General features: G+C 70.8%; 11 protein-coding genes. 3 read left to right on the top strand and 8 right to left on the bottom strand.

Annotated features, from left to right (window positions below; translation table 11 throughout):
- The first annotated feature begins 210 nt into the window (after nucleotides 1-210).
- Nucleotides 211-1,419: a TOMM precursor leader peptide-binding protein gene (locus tag G3I56_RS13545; RefSeq protein WP_164409203.1), complete on the top strand. Its 1,209-nt coding sequence runs from the start codon at nucleotides 211-213 to the stop codon at nucleotides 1,417-1,419.
- Nucleotides 1,412-2,776 (top strand): AarF/ABC1/UbiB kinase family protein, encoded by a 1,365-nt coding sequence (locus G3I56_RS13540; protein WP_164409202.1) that lies wholly within the window; start codon nucleotides 1,412-1,414, stop codon nucleotides 2,774-2,776. Before G3I56_RS13545 ends, G3I56_RS13540 begins: the two co-directional genes overlap by 8 nt.
- 7 nt (nucleotides 2,777-2,783) lie before the next feature.
- Here the strand turns inward: G3I56_RS13540 and G3I56_RS13535 are convergent, their stop codons facing one another.
- The 5 genes from G3I56_RS13535 to G3I56_RS13515 form a co-directional block, all read right to left on the bottom strand.
- On the bottom strand, nucleotides 2,784-2,999 hold the full coding sequence (locus G3I56_RS13535) for a hypothetical protein (protein ID WP_164409201.1): 216 nt from the start codon (nucleotides 2,997-2,999) through the stop codon (nucleotides 2,784-2,786).
- A gap of 126 nt (nucleotides 3,000-3,125) precedes the next feature.
- Nucleotides 3,126-3,449, bottom strand: coding sequence for a hypothetical protein (locus G3I56_RS13530; protein ID WP_164409200.1), 324 nt, complete (start codon nucleotides 3,447-3,449; stop codon nucleotides 3,126-3,128).
- Nucleotides 3,446-3,814, bottom strand: coding sequence for a WhiB family transcriptional regulator (locus G3I56_RS13525; protein WP_020119791.1), 369 nt, complete (start codon nucleotides 3,812-3,814; stop codon nucleotides 3,446-3,448). The genes G3I56_RS13530 and G3I56_RS13525 overlap by 4 nt, the downstream gene beginning before the upstream one ends.
- Nucleotides 3,815-3,987: 173 nt before the next feature.
- Nucleotides 3,988-4,311 (bottom strand): hypothetical protein, encoded by a 324-nt coding sequence (locus G3I56_RS13520; protein ID WP_164409199.1) that lies wholly within the window; start codon nucleotides 4,309-4,311, stop codon nucleotides 3,988-3,990.
- Between the two features lie 171 nt (nucleotides 4,312-4,482).
- On the bottom strand, nucleotides 4,483-6,678 hold the full coding sequence (locus G3I56_RS13515) for an ATP-dependent DNA helicase UvrD2 (protein ID WP_343239940.1): 2,196 nt from the start codon (nucleotides 6,676-6,678) through the stop codon (nucleotides 4,483-4,485).
- A gap of 179 nt (nucleotides 6,679-6,857) precedes the next feature.
- On the opposite strand from G3I56_RS13515, the gene G3I56_RS13510 reads away from it, so the two are divergent.
- Nucleotides 6,858-7,115: a glutaredoxin domain-containing protein gene (locus tag G3I56_RS13510; RefSeq protein ID WP_006383423.1), complete on the top strand. Its 258-nt coding sequence runs from the start codon at nucleotides 6,858-6,860 to the stop codon at nucleotides 7,113-7,115.
- A 100-nt stretch (nucleotides 7,116-7,215) separates the two neighbouring features.
- Here the strand turns inward: G3I56_RS13510 and nudC are convergent, their stop codons facing one another.
- The 3 genes from nudC to G3I56_RS13495 all read right to left on the bottom strand — a co-directional run bounded on the left by nudC (nucleotide 7,216) and on the right by G3I56_RS13495 (nucleotide 13,277).
- Nucleotides 7,216-8,175: an NAD(+) diphosphatase gene (gene nudC, locus G3I56_RS13505; RefSeq protein WP_164409197.1), complete on the bottom strand. Its 960-nt coding sequence runs from the start codon at nucleotides 8,173-8,175 to the stop codon at nucleotides 7,216-7,218.
- 154 nt (nucleotides 8,176-8,329) lie between these two features.
- Nucleotides 8,330-9,739, bottom strand: a complete 1,410-nt coding sequence (locus G3I56_RS13500; RefSeq protein WP_164409196.1) for a dipeptidase — start codon at nucleotides 9,737-9,739, stop codon at nucleotides 8,330-8,332.
- A 4-nt stretch (nucleotides 9,740-9,743) separates the two neighbouring features.
- Complete coding sequence (locus G3I56_RS13495; RefSeq protein ID WP_164409195.1) at nucleotides 9,744-13,277, bottom strand: UvrD-helicase domain-containing protein; 3,534 nt, start codon at nucleotides 13,275-13,277, stop codon at nucleotides 9,744-9,746.
- Between the last annotated feature and the right edge of the window lie 9 nt (nucleotides 13,278-13,286).

Genomic DNA, 13,286 nt, shown 5'->3' with positions numbered 1-13,286 from the left:
CCCGATGGGCGAACCGGGCATGCTGGCATCCATCGGCGGACGAGCACTGACATCCACCGACAAACAAGGACTTTCCACGGGGATTTTCTCTGGCTACGGGGGCCTGCCATGCGATCAACCACCACACCTGCGCCTGCTTCGGACACGGCTGTCACACAGACGGCCACAAGGCACTCGGGTGAGACCCGCCCGCGTGTCAGTCACCCCATCATGAAGGGCGCGTTGCGCAGCGGCTGGCGGGATCTGAACACGGTGCAGTTCGGGATGACGCCCGCCCACGCGATGACACTCGGCCCGATGGACACGGCGACGGGCAGCTTCCTGAGCCTGCTCGACGGCACTCGCGGACTGCCGCGCCTCCATGACGAAGGGCACCGCATGGACCTGCCGGCCGCCCATGTCGACGGACTGGTGGAGCGGCTGAGCGAGGCCGGCCTCCTCGACGACGCGACAGGCGGCGGCCCGGCCGTCGAAACGCTGCGCGGCAAGGAGAAGGTTCTGGAGCGGCTGGGTCCCGATCTGGCCTCTCTGTCTCTGATCGCACGGGACCCGGGCGAGGCGATGGCACGGCTGGCCGCTCGCAGGTCGCTGCGCGTGCAGGTCCGGGGCGCGGGCCGGGTGGGCGCCGTGGTGGCCTCGCTGCTGGCGGGCGCGGGCGTGGGACACGTCGATGTGCGCGACGGCGGCGTGGTCGAGCCGTGGGACGTCGCACCGGGTGGTCTGCCCGTCGATTCCGTCGGCGAACGCCGGGACGAGTCCGCGCGGCGCGCTGCCCGCCGGGCGGCACCGGACCGCTCACCACGGCGTACGGCGGCCCAGTCGCCGCCCGGCGAGCACGACCCCGGTCTCTCCCTGGTGATCCTCGCCCCGCGCGACGACCTCGCCGTGCATGCTCCCGACCCGGCAGCCGCAGAACCACTCGTGACCTCGGGCACACCCCATCTGTACGCGGGCGTGGTGGAGGGAACCGGCATCGTGGGCCCGCTGGTCCTGCCGGGCGAGACGGCCTGCGCCGGCTGTCTGGACCGGTGGCGCGTCGACCGGGACCCCGTCTGGCCACGCCTGGTGGCGCAGTGGCGCTCCGCACGTCCGCGCCAGGTCAGGGCCTGTGATCTGGCCCTGGCGACGACGGTCGCGGGCCTGACCGCGAGCCACGCGCTCGCCTTCCTGGACGGTAGGACCCCGTCCACCGCGGGCGCCCGTTGGGAGGTCTCCGTACCCGGTCTCGACTGGCACGCCCGACCGGTCTGGGCCCACCCCGCATGTCCCTGCGGTGCCGAGGAGAAGAGTAAGAAGGAGGAACACACCTCGGAGGACGGGGAGTCGCACGAGACAATGGCGGAGCAACGGCCGTCGACGGAGTTACGCCGTGAGGCAGACGCGGCGCGGCTGTCCGGAACTTGGAGGGCTCATGTCTGATCTTCCCCGGAAGGCGGTCACCCGTACCGCCAAGCTCGCCGCGCTCCCGCTCGGCATCGCCGGGCGGGCGACCTGGGGACTCGGCAAACGGCTCGTCGGCGAGTCGGCGGACATCGTCGGCCGCGAACTGCAGCAGCGCACGGCGGAACAGCTGTTCAAGGTGCTCGGCGAGCTGAAGGGCGGTGCGATGAAGTTCGGGCAGGCCCTGTCCGTCTTCGAGTCGGCCCTGCCCGAGGAGGTCGCGGGCCCCTACCGCGCGGCGCTGACGAAGCTCCAGGAAGCGGCCCCGCCGATGCCGACGCGCACGGTGCACTCGGTACTCGAGGCACGGCTCGGCGCGGACTGGCAGGACCTGTTCCTGGAGTTCCAGGACAAGCCGTCCGCCGCGGCCTCGATCGGCCAGGTGCACCGGGGGCTGTGGCACGACGGACGCGAGGTCGCGGTCAAGGTGCAGTATCCGGGCGCCGGCGAGGCACTGCTCTCCGACCTGAACCAGCTGAGCCGCTTCGCCCGCCTGTTGGGGCCCCTCATCCCCGGGATGGACATCAAGCCGCTCATCACCGAACTCCGGGACCGTGTCTCGGAGGAACTCGACTACGGCCTGGAGGCCCAGGCCCAGCGGACCCATGCGGAGGAGTTCACGGACGATCCGGACGTCGTGGTACCGGCCGTCGTCCACCAGTGCGAGCAGGTCCTGGTGACGGAGTGGATCGACGGCATACCGATGTCGGAGGTGATCACCGACGGTACGCAGGAGCAGCGCGACCGCGCGGGCCAGTTGCTGGCGCGGTTCCTCTTCTCGGGCCCCGCCCGCACCGGCCTCCTGCACGCCGACCCCCATCCCGGCAACTTCCGTCTGCTGCCCGGCGGCCCGGGCGGCAAGGACGACTGGCGTCTGGGCGTACTCGACTTCGGTACGGTCGACCGGCTCCCGGGCGGTCTGCCTCCGACGATCGGCCACTCACTGCGCCTGACCCTGGACGGCCAGGCCGAGGCGATCTACGAGGCCCTCTGCGCGGAAGGCTTCGTCAAGGACACGATCGACCTGGATCCCGACGCTGTTCTCGACTATCTCCTGCCGATCATCGAACCTGCCCAGGCTGACGAGTTCACCTTCAGCCGAGGCTGGATGCGCAGCCAGGCGACCCGCATAGCCGACCCGCGCTCCCCCGCGCACCAACTGGGCAAGCGGCTCAACCTGCCCCCGTCGTACCTGCTGATACACCGTGTGACCCTGAGCACCATCGGTGTCCTGTGCCAACTGGGAGCGACGGTCCGCATGCGCGCGGAACTGGAGGAGTGGCTGCCGGGGTTCCTGCCGGAGGCCGAGGAGGAGTCCGCGGCTGCCGAGGCCTGAGCAGACTTCACCACCAGGCCGGGTCAAGCCGCCCCTCGATCGCCCTGAGGTTCTCCCGGGCACACGTGTCGCAGAGGTAGTGACGCGTTCCGTTCTCCACCGAGCAGGTCCAGGTCAGCAGCGTGCCCTCGGCCCGCGTACCGCAGCGGGCGCACACGACGGGTCGGGAGTCCGTCGGGGAATCGGCGTCCTCGCCACCACTGCTACCGGGAAGACTCGTCACCCGGCGACGATATCGCCGAGACCGGCGGTCTGGAGGGCACAACGCACCGCGGGGGCCGGTCCGTTCTGACGGACCGACCCCCACGGGAAGTGGCTGCTGTTGCTTACTGCAGAGCTGCCGTGATCGTTACTGCATGACCGCCATGGCGAGCGCACGGCGGGCACGCAGAGAGGCGCGCTCCGCTCGGCGCTGGAGCCGACGAGCGGTCACCACGCGGTGCGCGCGGCGTTCCCGCTCGGCCTCCTGGAGGCGGTCGTGCATATGCGCACGAGCCAAGGCTTCTGGGATGAGTTGCATCTCTCGGGTCCTGTTCTGGCGCGAGTCGTTCGCACCGGTGGTGGTGAAGTCCGGGGTCGCGGAGCCGACGGGCTCGCTGGTGGTCGGCGTCATCGGGGCCTGCTTCTTGGGGTCGTGCGTGAAGGGGCGGTCGATCGTTCCGGTGATGTTCATGCTGTGACCGGGTTCTTGCGCGGACGGCCACGGGGCCGCTTGCGGGCCACAACGACACCCTGGACGAACAGTTCGCCGCCCCAGACGCCCCAGGGCTCACGCCGCTCCTTGGCGCCGGCGAGGCAGGCCTCCATCAGCGGGCAGGTGCGGCAGAGGGACTTGGCGTACTCGACGTCGGCCGGCGACTCGGCGAAGAAGACCTCCGGGTCGTAGGAACGGCAGGGGACAGGTACGCCGAGGTTCTCGATGGCGTCGTCGAGCGCGGTGAGCGCGGTGAGCGGGATCAAGGTGCTGTCCTCCGTGAGGCCGGGCGGGGGGATCGTTTCGGAAGGCGGTACTGACGGGGCGTGCGCTTCGAGTTGCACGGGTTGTTTTCCTCGTCTGGTCGTTCCGGCCCTGTTGGGCCGGGTGCGGCTGGTACCGGCGGGTTTTCTCTTGTCCCGAGGCCCCTTCACTCCGTCGTCCCCGTTCGGGGAAAACAGAAGGGCCGCGGATCCCGGGTGGGGTTCCGCGGCCCTGAAGGCGCCGGCCTGATCAATCAGGCTGGATCACTCCAGGGTTCTGGCCCACGGAAGGCCCACATCGTGTGGTGCTGCGTCGTCTGCTTGAGGGATCCGGCACCGGCCGCAAAGGCATAGGCCGGGGCCTTCGCCTCTACTGCTCCTGCTTCCAGTGCCTTGCTCGGTCGCTCATTGCGCTCACGGACAGGAAGACCCGCGAGAGACAGGGAGGACGCCGGCCGGACGGCAGGAATGCCGGACAGACCGGTGCCCAGGTCCGAGACGCCGAGCATGCACAGGGAGACGGTCGAGAGATCGGTCATTTTGACCGTGCTGACAGAGCTGGTGTTGATGCTGATCACTGGACTCGCCTCCTCTCGGCGTCTTGGGGGACTGGGGTGAACCAGTCCAACAGATATACGACTATGAAGTACAGCACAGGGCCAGGCCTTCTGAGAAGACTCTGTTCCCGTGGCTAAGAACCTATGGGGATTCCCGGGGCATGCGCAAACTATTTTTCCGACGAGTTTGAATCAGTCACTGCCGACCTCACCCTCTACTTCCTGACCTGCGCAGATGGCCAGAACATCGGATCCGTACCGGTTGAGCTTGCGCACTCCGACGCCGGGGATACGGGCCAGCTCCCCTGCTTCGTCCGGGATGGTCTCCGCGATCGCCATCAGGGTCCTGTCGGTGAAGACACAGAAGGCCGGCTGCCCACTGCGCGCCGCCTGGACCGCCCGCCACTCGCGCAGCCGTTCGTAGAGGCCCTCATCCATGTCGGAGGGGCACTCGTCGCAGCGCATCAGCTTCATCTCGCCCGCGTCGGTCAGCGTGCGCCCGCAGACCCGGCAGCGGGCAGGCGTTCTCTGGGTCCGGCGCGGGACGGCCCCGGGGGGGCCTCCGTAGCCGCGCTCGATGCCACCGGAGCCGGCCGTGCCCGTCCGGACGGACGTGGTGACGGAGCCGGGGCGCAGTCCGTCCAGGAAGCGGCTGGGACGGCGGTTCGGACGGCCCCCGGGCGCGCGGGAGAGCGCCCAGGAGACATGAAGGCGTTCTCGCGCGCGGGTCACTCCGACGTACAGGAGGCGGCGTTCCTCCTCGATCTGTTCATCGGTCTTCGCGTAGCTGATCGGCATCATGCCCTCGGCGACGCCGACCAGGAAGACGACGTCCCATTCCAGGCCCTTGGCCGAGTGGAGGGACGCGAGAGTGACACCCTGCACGGTCGGGGCGTGCTGGGCGTTCGCCCGCTCGTCGAGTTCGGCGACGATGTCGGCGAGCGTGGCACTCGCTTTCGCAGCAGCGAAGTCCTGCGCGAGGTTCACCAGTGCGGCCAGCGACTCCCAGCGCTCCCTGACGGCCCCGGAGCCGGCGGGCGGCTGACTGGTCCAGCCTTCCCCCGACAGCACGGCACGCACCTGGGAGGGCAGGTCGATGACGTCGTCCAGGAGGGAGTCGTTGGCTCCGAAGCGGGCGGCGGCGCGCAGCGCGCTGATGGCCTTGCGCACCTCGGGCCGGTCGAAGAACCGTTCGGCGCCACGCAGTTGGTAGGGGACTCCGGCATCGGCGAGTGCCTGTTCGTACGTCTCGGACTGGGCGTTCGTCCGGGTCAGGATGGCGATTTCGCTGGCGGGCACGCCGCCGGCGACGAGGTCCCGGATGCGGCGGGCGGCGCCCTCGGCCTCGGCGGGTTCGTCGGCGTACTCGGTGTAGACGGGTTCGGGTCCGGGGGCGCGCTGGGAGATCAGTTCCAGGCGGTGTTCCGCGGCGCGGCCCCGGGCCTGGGCGAGCAGTCCGTTGGCGAGGTGGACGACCTGGGGTGTGGAGCGGTAGTCGCGGACCAGCTTGACGACGGTGGCACCGGGGTGGCGGGTGCGGAAGTCGAGGAGATGGTCAGGAGTTGCTCCTGTGAACGAATAGATCGTCTGGCTGGCGTCGCCGACCACACAGAGACTGTCCCTTTCCCCGAGCCACAGCTCCAGCAGCCGCTGCTGGAGCGGGCTGACGTCCTGGTACTCGTCGACCACGAAATGCTGGTACTGGGAGCGGACCTGCTCGGCGATGTCGTGCCGGTCCTGGAGGACAGCGACAGTGAGCAGCAGGACGTCCTCGAAGTCGATGAGGGAGCGGTCCCGCTTCAGATCCTCGTAGGTGGCGTAGAGCTGGGCGATCTCGGCCGGGTCGCGGGGTGCGACGCGGCCGGACTTGGCGACGGCGGGCACGTAGTCGGCGGGGACGGTCTGGGTGACCTTGGACCATTCGATCTCGGCTGTGACGTCCCGCAGTTCGCCCCGGTCGAGGCGGATGCGGCAGGCGGCGGCGGCATCGGCGACGAGCTGGATCTTGCGGTCGACGAGGCGGGGCATGGAGCCGCCGACGGCTTTCGGCCAGAAGTACTGGAGCTGGCGCAGCGCGGCCGAGTGGAAGGTGCGCGCCTGGACTCCGCCGGCGCCGAGCTGGCGCAGCCGCCCGCGCATCTCACCGGCGGCACGGTTGGTGAAGGTGACGGCGAGCACGCTGGAGGGCTGGAGCATTCCGGCGCGGACGCCGTAGGCGATGCGGTGGGTGATCGCCCGGGTCTTTCCCGTGCCTGCACCTGCCAGTACGCACACCGGCCCGTGCAGGGCGGTGGCCACCTCGCGCTGCTCGGGATCGAGTCCGTCGAGCACCGCGTCGGCCGAGTCCGGAACCTGCGGGAAGAGGGTGGAGTGCGTTGCTGCTGTCACACGGCCATGCTGCCAGGTCGCCGGAGACAGGTGAGCCGGTTGTCCACAGGCAGCCCCTTGCGGTCGTACTAATGCGGCAGGCATCCCCTCTCGGACACCCTGCGGGAATGGCGGCCGGGCCGCGTACGTTCCACCACAACGAGCACCCGTCCCCCGAACTGCTGAGGAGCGCGAGAGACATGCCGGGCACTGTGACGATGTACAGCACCACATGGTGCGGATACTGCCGTCGGCTGAAGAGCCAGATGGACCGCGAGGGCATCGCGTACAACGAGATCAACATCGAGCACGACCCGGACTCCGCAGCGTTCGTGGAGAAGGCGAACGGCGGCAACCAGACGGTTCCGACCGTACTGGTCGTTCCCTCCAACGACGGCCCGGAGGTCGTGATGACGAACCCGAGCCTCGCGCAGGTGAAGCAGGCCCTCGGCGCCTGACCCCGCGTGTCCCGGACCCCCGACCGGCCCGACGGCCGTGCGGGGGTCTTCGCATGCCCCGGCACATCGGCGGGACCGGCTCAGGAACCGGCCTCGGGCGTCAGAGCGCGCTGTTCGGTTTCGGCAGCGGCTTGCCGTACCAGAGTTCGATCAGGCGTGCCGCGATCGAGATGCCGTACGGCGGCAGGACCTCACCGGATTCGAAGCCCGCGCGCAGCTCCTCACGGGAGAACCAACGGGCCTCGTGGATCTCGTCGCCGTCGACCTCGATGTCGGTGGAGGTGGCACGGGCCATGAAGCCGAGCATGAGACTGGACGGGAACGGCCAGGGCTGGCTGGCGACGTACTCGACCTGGCCGACGTGGATGCCGGCCTCTTCGAACACCTCGCGGCGCACCGACTGTTCGATGGACTCGCCGGGCTCGACGAAACCGGCGAGCGTCGAGAAGCGGCCCTCGGGCCAGTGGACCTGGCGGCCGAGGAGGATGCGGTCCTCCTCGTCGGTGACGGCCATGATCACGGCCGGGTCGGTCCGCGGGTAGTGTTCGGCGCCGCAGGCCTGGCAGCGGCGGATGTGGCCGGCGCCGGCGATGACGGTGCGCTCGCCGCAGCGGGAGCAGAAGCGGTGCAGGCGCTGCCAGTTCTCCAGGGCGACGGCGTGCACCATCAGACCCGCGTCGCGGGGCGAGAGGAGCAGGCCGGCCTCGCGCAGGCCCGCGGGGCGCGCGGACTGGTCCATGCGGCCGGGCAGGGCGTCCTTCTGGAGGGCGAAGTAGCTGGTGCCGTCGTCGTCACTGCCGAGGAAGTAGCGGTGCGCTTCGGTGAGAGGGGCTTCGAAGGAGGGGGTCATGACGAGCTCGGTACGCCCCTCGGACGTCTCGTCGATGAGGACCTGGCCGCCGGAGACCACGAAGCAGCGGGTTGTGGGGTGGCTCCACGCCGCGGCGAGCCAGGCCTCGTCGAGCCGGTGGTGCGCGGCCCGGTCGATGCCACTGGGGGCGGTGAGCGAGATGGGACGGTCGGCGGTGTGGTCGGTCCAGGTGGTCACAGGTGCTTCCAACTCCCCCGGTGGAACGGATATTTCGGCGGTCGGTTCAGCGGGATGCGGGTGGGGACGCATGGGGGGCGGCGGTTTCCGGGCGGGTTCACGCAGGTGCGGGGCGGTGCTTCCAGTGTGCCCCGGGTCGGCTGCCGGTCCGGACCGCTCAGGGTTGTCAGGACTCATGGCGCCAGTTCTCCGCCAGATCGCCCCACAGGTAGGCGGTGGTCTCGACGCCCTTGAGGAGCAGGTCGATCTCCACCTTCTCGTTGGGGGCGTGCCAGCCGTCGGACGGGACGGAGATGCCCAGGAAGAGCACGGGGGCACCGAGGACGTCCTGGAGGTCGGCGGCCGGGCCGCTGCCGCCCTCGCGCGTGTAGCGGACCGGCTTGTCGAAGGCGCGGCTCATGGCGCGCACCACGGACTGCAGGGCGGGGTGGTCCAGCGGGGTCAGGCACGGGCGCGTGGCCGCCGCGAAGGTGATCTCGTACCGGATCCCGGCGGGAACGCGGGTCGCGGCCCAGTCGCGGACGATCTTCTCGATGTGGTCGGGGTCCTGGCCGGCGACCAGCCGGAAAGAGAGTTTCACCATGGCCGAGGCCGGGACGATCGTCTTGCTGCCGGGCCCCTGGTAGCCGCCGCCGATGCCGTTGACCTCAGCGGTGGGACGCGTCCAGACGCGCTCCAGGGTGGTGTGTCCGGCTTCGCCATGGGTGGCGTACGACTTGGCGGTGCGCAGCCACTGCTCCTCGTCGAAGGGGAGTTCGGCGAAGAGTTCACGCTCGCGGTCGGTGGGTTCGGTGACTCCGTCGTAGAAACCGGGGATCGTCACACGCGCGTGCTCGTCGTGCAGTGCGGCGACGAGGCGGGCGACGGCGGTCGCCGGGTTGGGCACGGCGCCGCCGAAGGATCCGGAGTGGATGTCCTGGTCGGGTCCCTGGAACTGGATCTCGCACTCGGCGAGGCCGCGCATGCCGGTGCACACCGTGGGGGTGTCCTCGGCCCACATGCCGGTGTCGGAGACGATCACGGCGTCGGCGGAGAGCCGGTCGGCGTGCTCCTCGACGAGGGAACGGAAGTGGACGGAGCCCGACTCCTCCTCGCCCTCGACGAGCATCTTCAGATGGACGGCGGGTGCGGTGCGGCCGGTGGCGGCGAGGTGGGCGCGGACGCCGAGTGTGTGGAAGAACACCTGGCCCTTGTCGTCGGCGGCCCCGCGCGCGTGGAGACGGTTTCCCCGGACGACCGGTTCGAAGGGGTCGCTGTCCCAGCCGTCCTCGATGGCCGCGGGCTGCACGTCGTGGTGGCCGTAGACGAGGACGGTGGGGGCGGCGGGGTCGTCGGCGGGCCACTCGGCGAAGACCGCCGGGGCTCCCGGTGTCGCCCAGACCTCGACGGTGGGGAAGCCGGTTTCCCTGAGTTTGGCGGCGAGCCAGTCGGCGCTGCGGCGTACATCGGCGGCGTGGTCGGGCTGCGCCGACACGGACGGGATGCGCAGCCACTCGGCGAGGTCGTCGAGGAAGGTGACGCGGTGCTGCTCGATGTACGTACGGACGGCGCTGTCCGGGGCCTGGCTCATGGTCATGAGCTTATCGGCCCGCACTGACGTCCTCGTCCGGTACTTCGAACGCTGCGGGCTCGTCCAGGAGCAGCCGCTCCAGTGCGGCCCGGTCCGGGAGATCGTCCGGCCGGACGATCTCGCCGCTGCGCACGTACAGGAAGGCCGCCCCGACGGCCTCCGGGGGAACGCCCTGCTGCTCGGCCCAGGCCAGGCGGTAGACAGCGAGCTGGAGGGGGTCGGCGGTGTGGGCGCGGTGGGTCTTCCAGTCGATGATCTCGTATCTCGCTTCCGCGCCGTCGCCTTCCTTGTAGACGGCGTCGATCCGGCCCCGTACGACGCGTCCGGCGATGTCGAGCTGGAAGGGGGTCTCGACCCGGTAGGGCGTGCGGTGGGCGTACACGGTGTGCTCGAAGGCGTCCTTGAGGGCCTGCAGGTCGCGTTCGTCGGCGATCTCCGCGTCGCTGCCCGGTAGTTCCTCGGGCTCCAGCATGGGGAGCCGCAGTTCCTCGAAGCGGGCCTCGACCCAGGCGTGGAAGCGGGTGCCCCGGCGGGCTGCGGGCTGCGGTGGGCGTGGCATGGGCCGGGCCAGCTCCTGCGCGAGGGCGTCCGGGTCGGCGGCCAGGAGCATCAGCTGGGACGCGGTCAGTGTCGGGGGCAGGGGGACGTCGGTGACGCTCGCCCGCGCGCGCAGCAGTTCCCCGGCGAGCGCGTCGAGGTCGCGGTCCCAGGAGGCGGCGGCGCGGGCCTCCTCAGGTGTGAGATCCGCTTCGGCGGGGTGTCTGCGGGCGTGGGGCACCGTGCGCGGGCGGTCGTGGTCAGGCCCGGTGTGGGTCACGCGCGCGTGGGACGGGGTCTGTACGGGCGGTTCGGGGCGCTCCGTCGTCCAGGCGTCCCAGTCACCGTCGTCCTCGGCGGGGGAAGCGGCGTCTTCGCGGAGGGGGCCGTCGTCAAGGGGTTCGTCATCCTCGTACGGAGGCTCGTCGTCCGGCGGCGGGGGCCAGTCCGGGTCGTCGTACGCGTCGGCGTCGTGTGCGGTCGCGGGGTGACCGTCCTCGTGGGAGGCGAGGGTCTCCAGGTGGGCGAGGACCGTCTCGGCTGCGGCCCGGCGGCGGCGGAACGCGGCGTCGTCCAGGGGCAGGGGCCACAGTTGGTCGGCGGTCGTCGCGCCCAGGGCGGGATTCTCCTCGTCCTCCGGCGGTTGGTCCGCCCAGGCCTCGATCTCGCCGTGTCCGGCCGTGCAGTGGTCGTGGAGGGCCTGCAGGAAGTCGGAGGGGCCTCGGGGCTTCTTCTGGGAGGGGCCCCACCAGTGGCCGGAGCCGAGCAGGAGGGAGCGGGGACGGGTGAAGGTGACGTAGCCCAGGCGGAGTTCCTCGGTGTGCTGGTGGTCCTTCATCGCCTCCTGGAAGGCCTTCATGCCCCGGGAGTCCCAGGCCTCGATGTCGGGCAGTGTGTCGGTGTCGCCGCGCAGTCCGTGCGGCAGGACCTTGGCCTGAGAGGTCCATTTCTCGCGGCCCTGGGCGCTGGGGAAAGTGCCGGTGACCAGGCCGGGAACGGCCACGACGTCCCACTCCAGCCCCTTGGACTTGTGGGCGGTGAGCACCTTGACGGTGTTCTCGCCACCGGGCAGGGCGTTGTCGAGGCCCTTCTCGTACTGCGCGGCCGTGCGCAGGAAGCCGAGGAAGGCGAGCAGACTCGCCTCGCTCTCGTGGGCGGCGAACGAGGCGGCGATGTCCAGGAAGTTGGAGAGGGTCTCGCGGCGGCGGGCGGCCAGGGCATGCGGGGACGCCGACAGCTCCACCTCCAGTCCGGTGACGGCGAGGACGCGGTGCAGTACGTCCATCAGCGGGTCGGCGAGTGAGCGGCGCAGGTCGCGCAGTTCGGTGGCGAGCCGGGCGAAGCGCACGCGCGCGTCCGGCGAGAAGGGCAGCCCGTCGTCGTCGCCCTGGCCCCTCAGAGGTGTCTCCAGGAAGGTGTCCAGGGCGTCCGCGAGCGAAATCACCTCGGCGGGATCGACCCCCTCGACAGCCGCGGCGAGCCGGCGGTCCGGGTTGTCGGCGTCGCTCCCGCGCGCGTGGGACACGAGAAGGCGGGCCCGGCGGCCGAGGAGGGCGAGGTCGCGCGGCCCGATGCGCCAGCGCGGGCCGCTCAGCAGCCGGACCAGGGAGGCGTTGGCCCCGGGGTCCTGGAGGACCTCGCAGACGGACACGAGGTCGGCGACCTCGGGCAGGTGCAGCAGCCCGGAGAGCCCGACCACCTCGACGGGGATGTCCCTGGCGACGAGCGCGCCCTGGATCTCGGCGAAGTCGGTGGCGGTGCGGCACAGGACGGCGATCTCGCCGGGTGCCTTGCCGGTGCGTACGAGGTGGGCGATGGAGTCGGCGAGCCAGTCGATCTCCTCGGCGTGGGTGCGCAGCAGCGCGCAGCGCACCTGGCCGTCGCGCTCGGCGCCGGGTGCGGGGCGGAGGGCCTCCACGCCCGCGTGCATGGCGCGCAGGGGCTCGGCGAGGCCGTTGGCGAGGCCGAGGAGGCGGCCTCCGCTGCGGCGGTTCTCACTGAGCGACTGGCGGGCGGCCGAGCTGCCGTCGGCGTGGGCGAAGTGCTCGGGGAAGTCGTCGAGGTTGGCGACGGAGGCGCCGCGCCAGCCGTAGATCGCCTGGCAGGGGTCACCGACCGCGGTCACCGGATGGCCGGTTCCGTCGCCGAACAGGCCTGCCAGGAGGACGCGTTGGGCCACCGAGGTGTCCTGGTACTCGTCGAGGAGCACCACCCGGAACTCGTCGCGCAGGACGCGGCCCACTTCGGGGACGCGGGCGAGCGCGGCGGAGAGAGCGATCTGGTCGCCGAAGTCGAGGAGGTCGCGCTCGCGCTTGGCGGCCCGGTAGCGGGTCACCAGTTCGGTGAGTTCACGGCGGGCCGCAGCTGTCTCGGGGACCTTGCGCAGGTCCGCGTTGGTGAGTTTGGCGCCCTCCAGGGCGCGCAGCAGTTCGGCGTCGTACGCGCGCAGTTCCTCGGGCCGGACGAGGTGTTCGGCGAGTTCGGCGTCGAGATTCAGGAGGTCGCTGACCAGGTCCGGGAACGAGCGGGTGAGTGCCGGATAGGGGCCGGGGGCTTCGCGCAGTACGCGCGCGGCGAGTTGGTAGCGCGTCGCGTCGGCGAGGAGGCGGGCGGTGGGTTCGAGGCCGATGCGCAGGCCGTGGTCCTTCAGGAGGCGGCCGGCGAAGGAGTGATAGGTGGAGATGACCGGTTCGCCGGGCGGGTTGTCGGGGTCGATGACGTCCGGGTCGGTGACGCCCGCCCGCACGAGCGCCTTGCGGACGCGTTCGGCGAGTTCACCGGCGGCCTTGTTGGTGAAGGTGAGGCCGAGCACCTGTTCGGGCGCGACCTGGCCGGTGCCGACGAGCCACACCACGCGTGCCGCCATCACCGTCGTCTTGCCCGACCCGGCTCCGGCCACGATCACCTGCGGGGCGGGCGGCGCGATGATGCAGGCCGTCTGCTCCGGGGTGAACGGGATGCCGAGGAGCTCTTTGAGCTGCTCGGGGTCGCTGATACTGGCTGGCACGTCAGAGAG

This window comes from Streptomyces sp. SID12488 (assembly GCF_010548275.1).
GTDB lineage: Bacteria > Actinomycetota > Actinomycetes > Streptomycetales > Streptomycetaceae > Streptomyces.
Note: the sequence above shows the minus strand (reverse complement) of the source record. Positions and strands in the feature narration are given on the sequence as shown.

What these genes read in the sequence shown, in the direction of transcription:
- G3I56_RS13510 (WP_006383423.1), top strand. Translation starts at nt 6,858, where the DNA reads ATGCCGGGCACTGTGACGATGTACAGCACCACATGGTGCGGATACTGC.
- G3I56_RS13500 (WP_164409196.1), bottom strand. Translation starts at nt 9,739, where the DNA reads ATGACCATGAGCCAGGCCCCGGACAGCGCCGTCCGTACGTACATCGAG.
- G3I56_RS13530 (WP_164409200.1), bottom strand. Translation starts at nt 3,449, where the DNA reads ATGAACATCACCGGAACGATCGACCGCCCCTTCACGCACGACCCCAAG.
- G3I56_RS13545 (WP_164409203.1), top strand. Translation starts at nt 211, where the DNA reads ATGAAGGGCGCGTTGCGCAGCGGCTGGCGGGATCTGAACACGGTGCAG.
- G3I56_RS13540 (WP_164409202.1), top strand. Translation starts at nt 1,412, where the DNA reads ATGTCTGATCTTCCCCGGAAGGCGGTCACCCGTACCGCCAAGCTCGCC.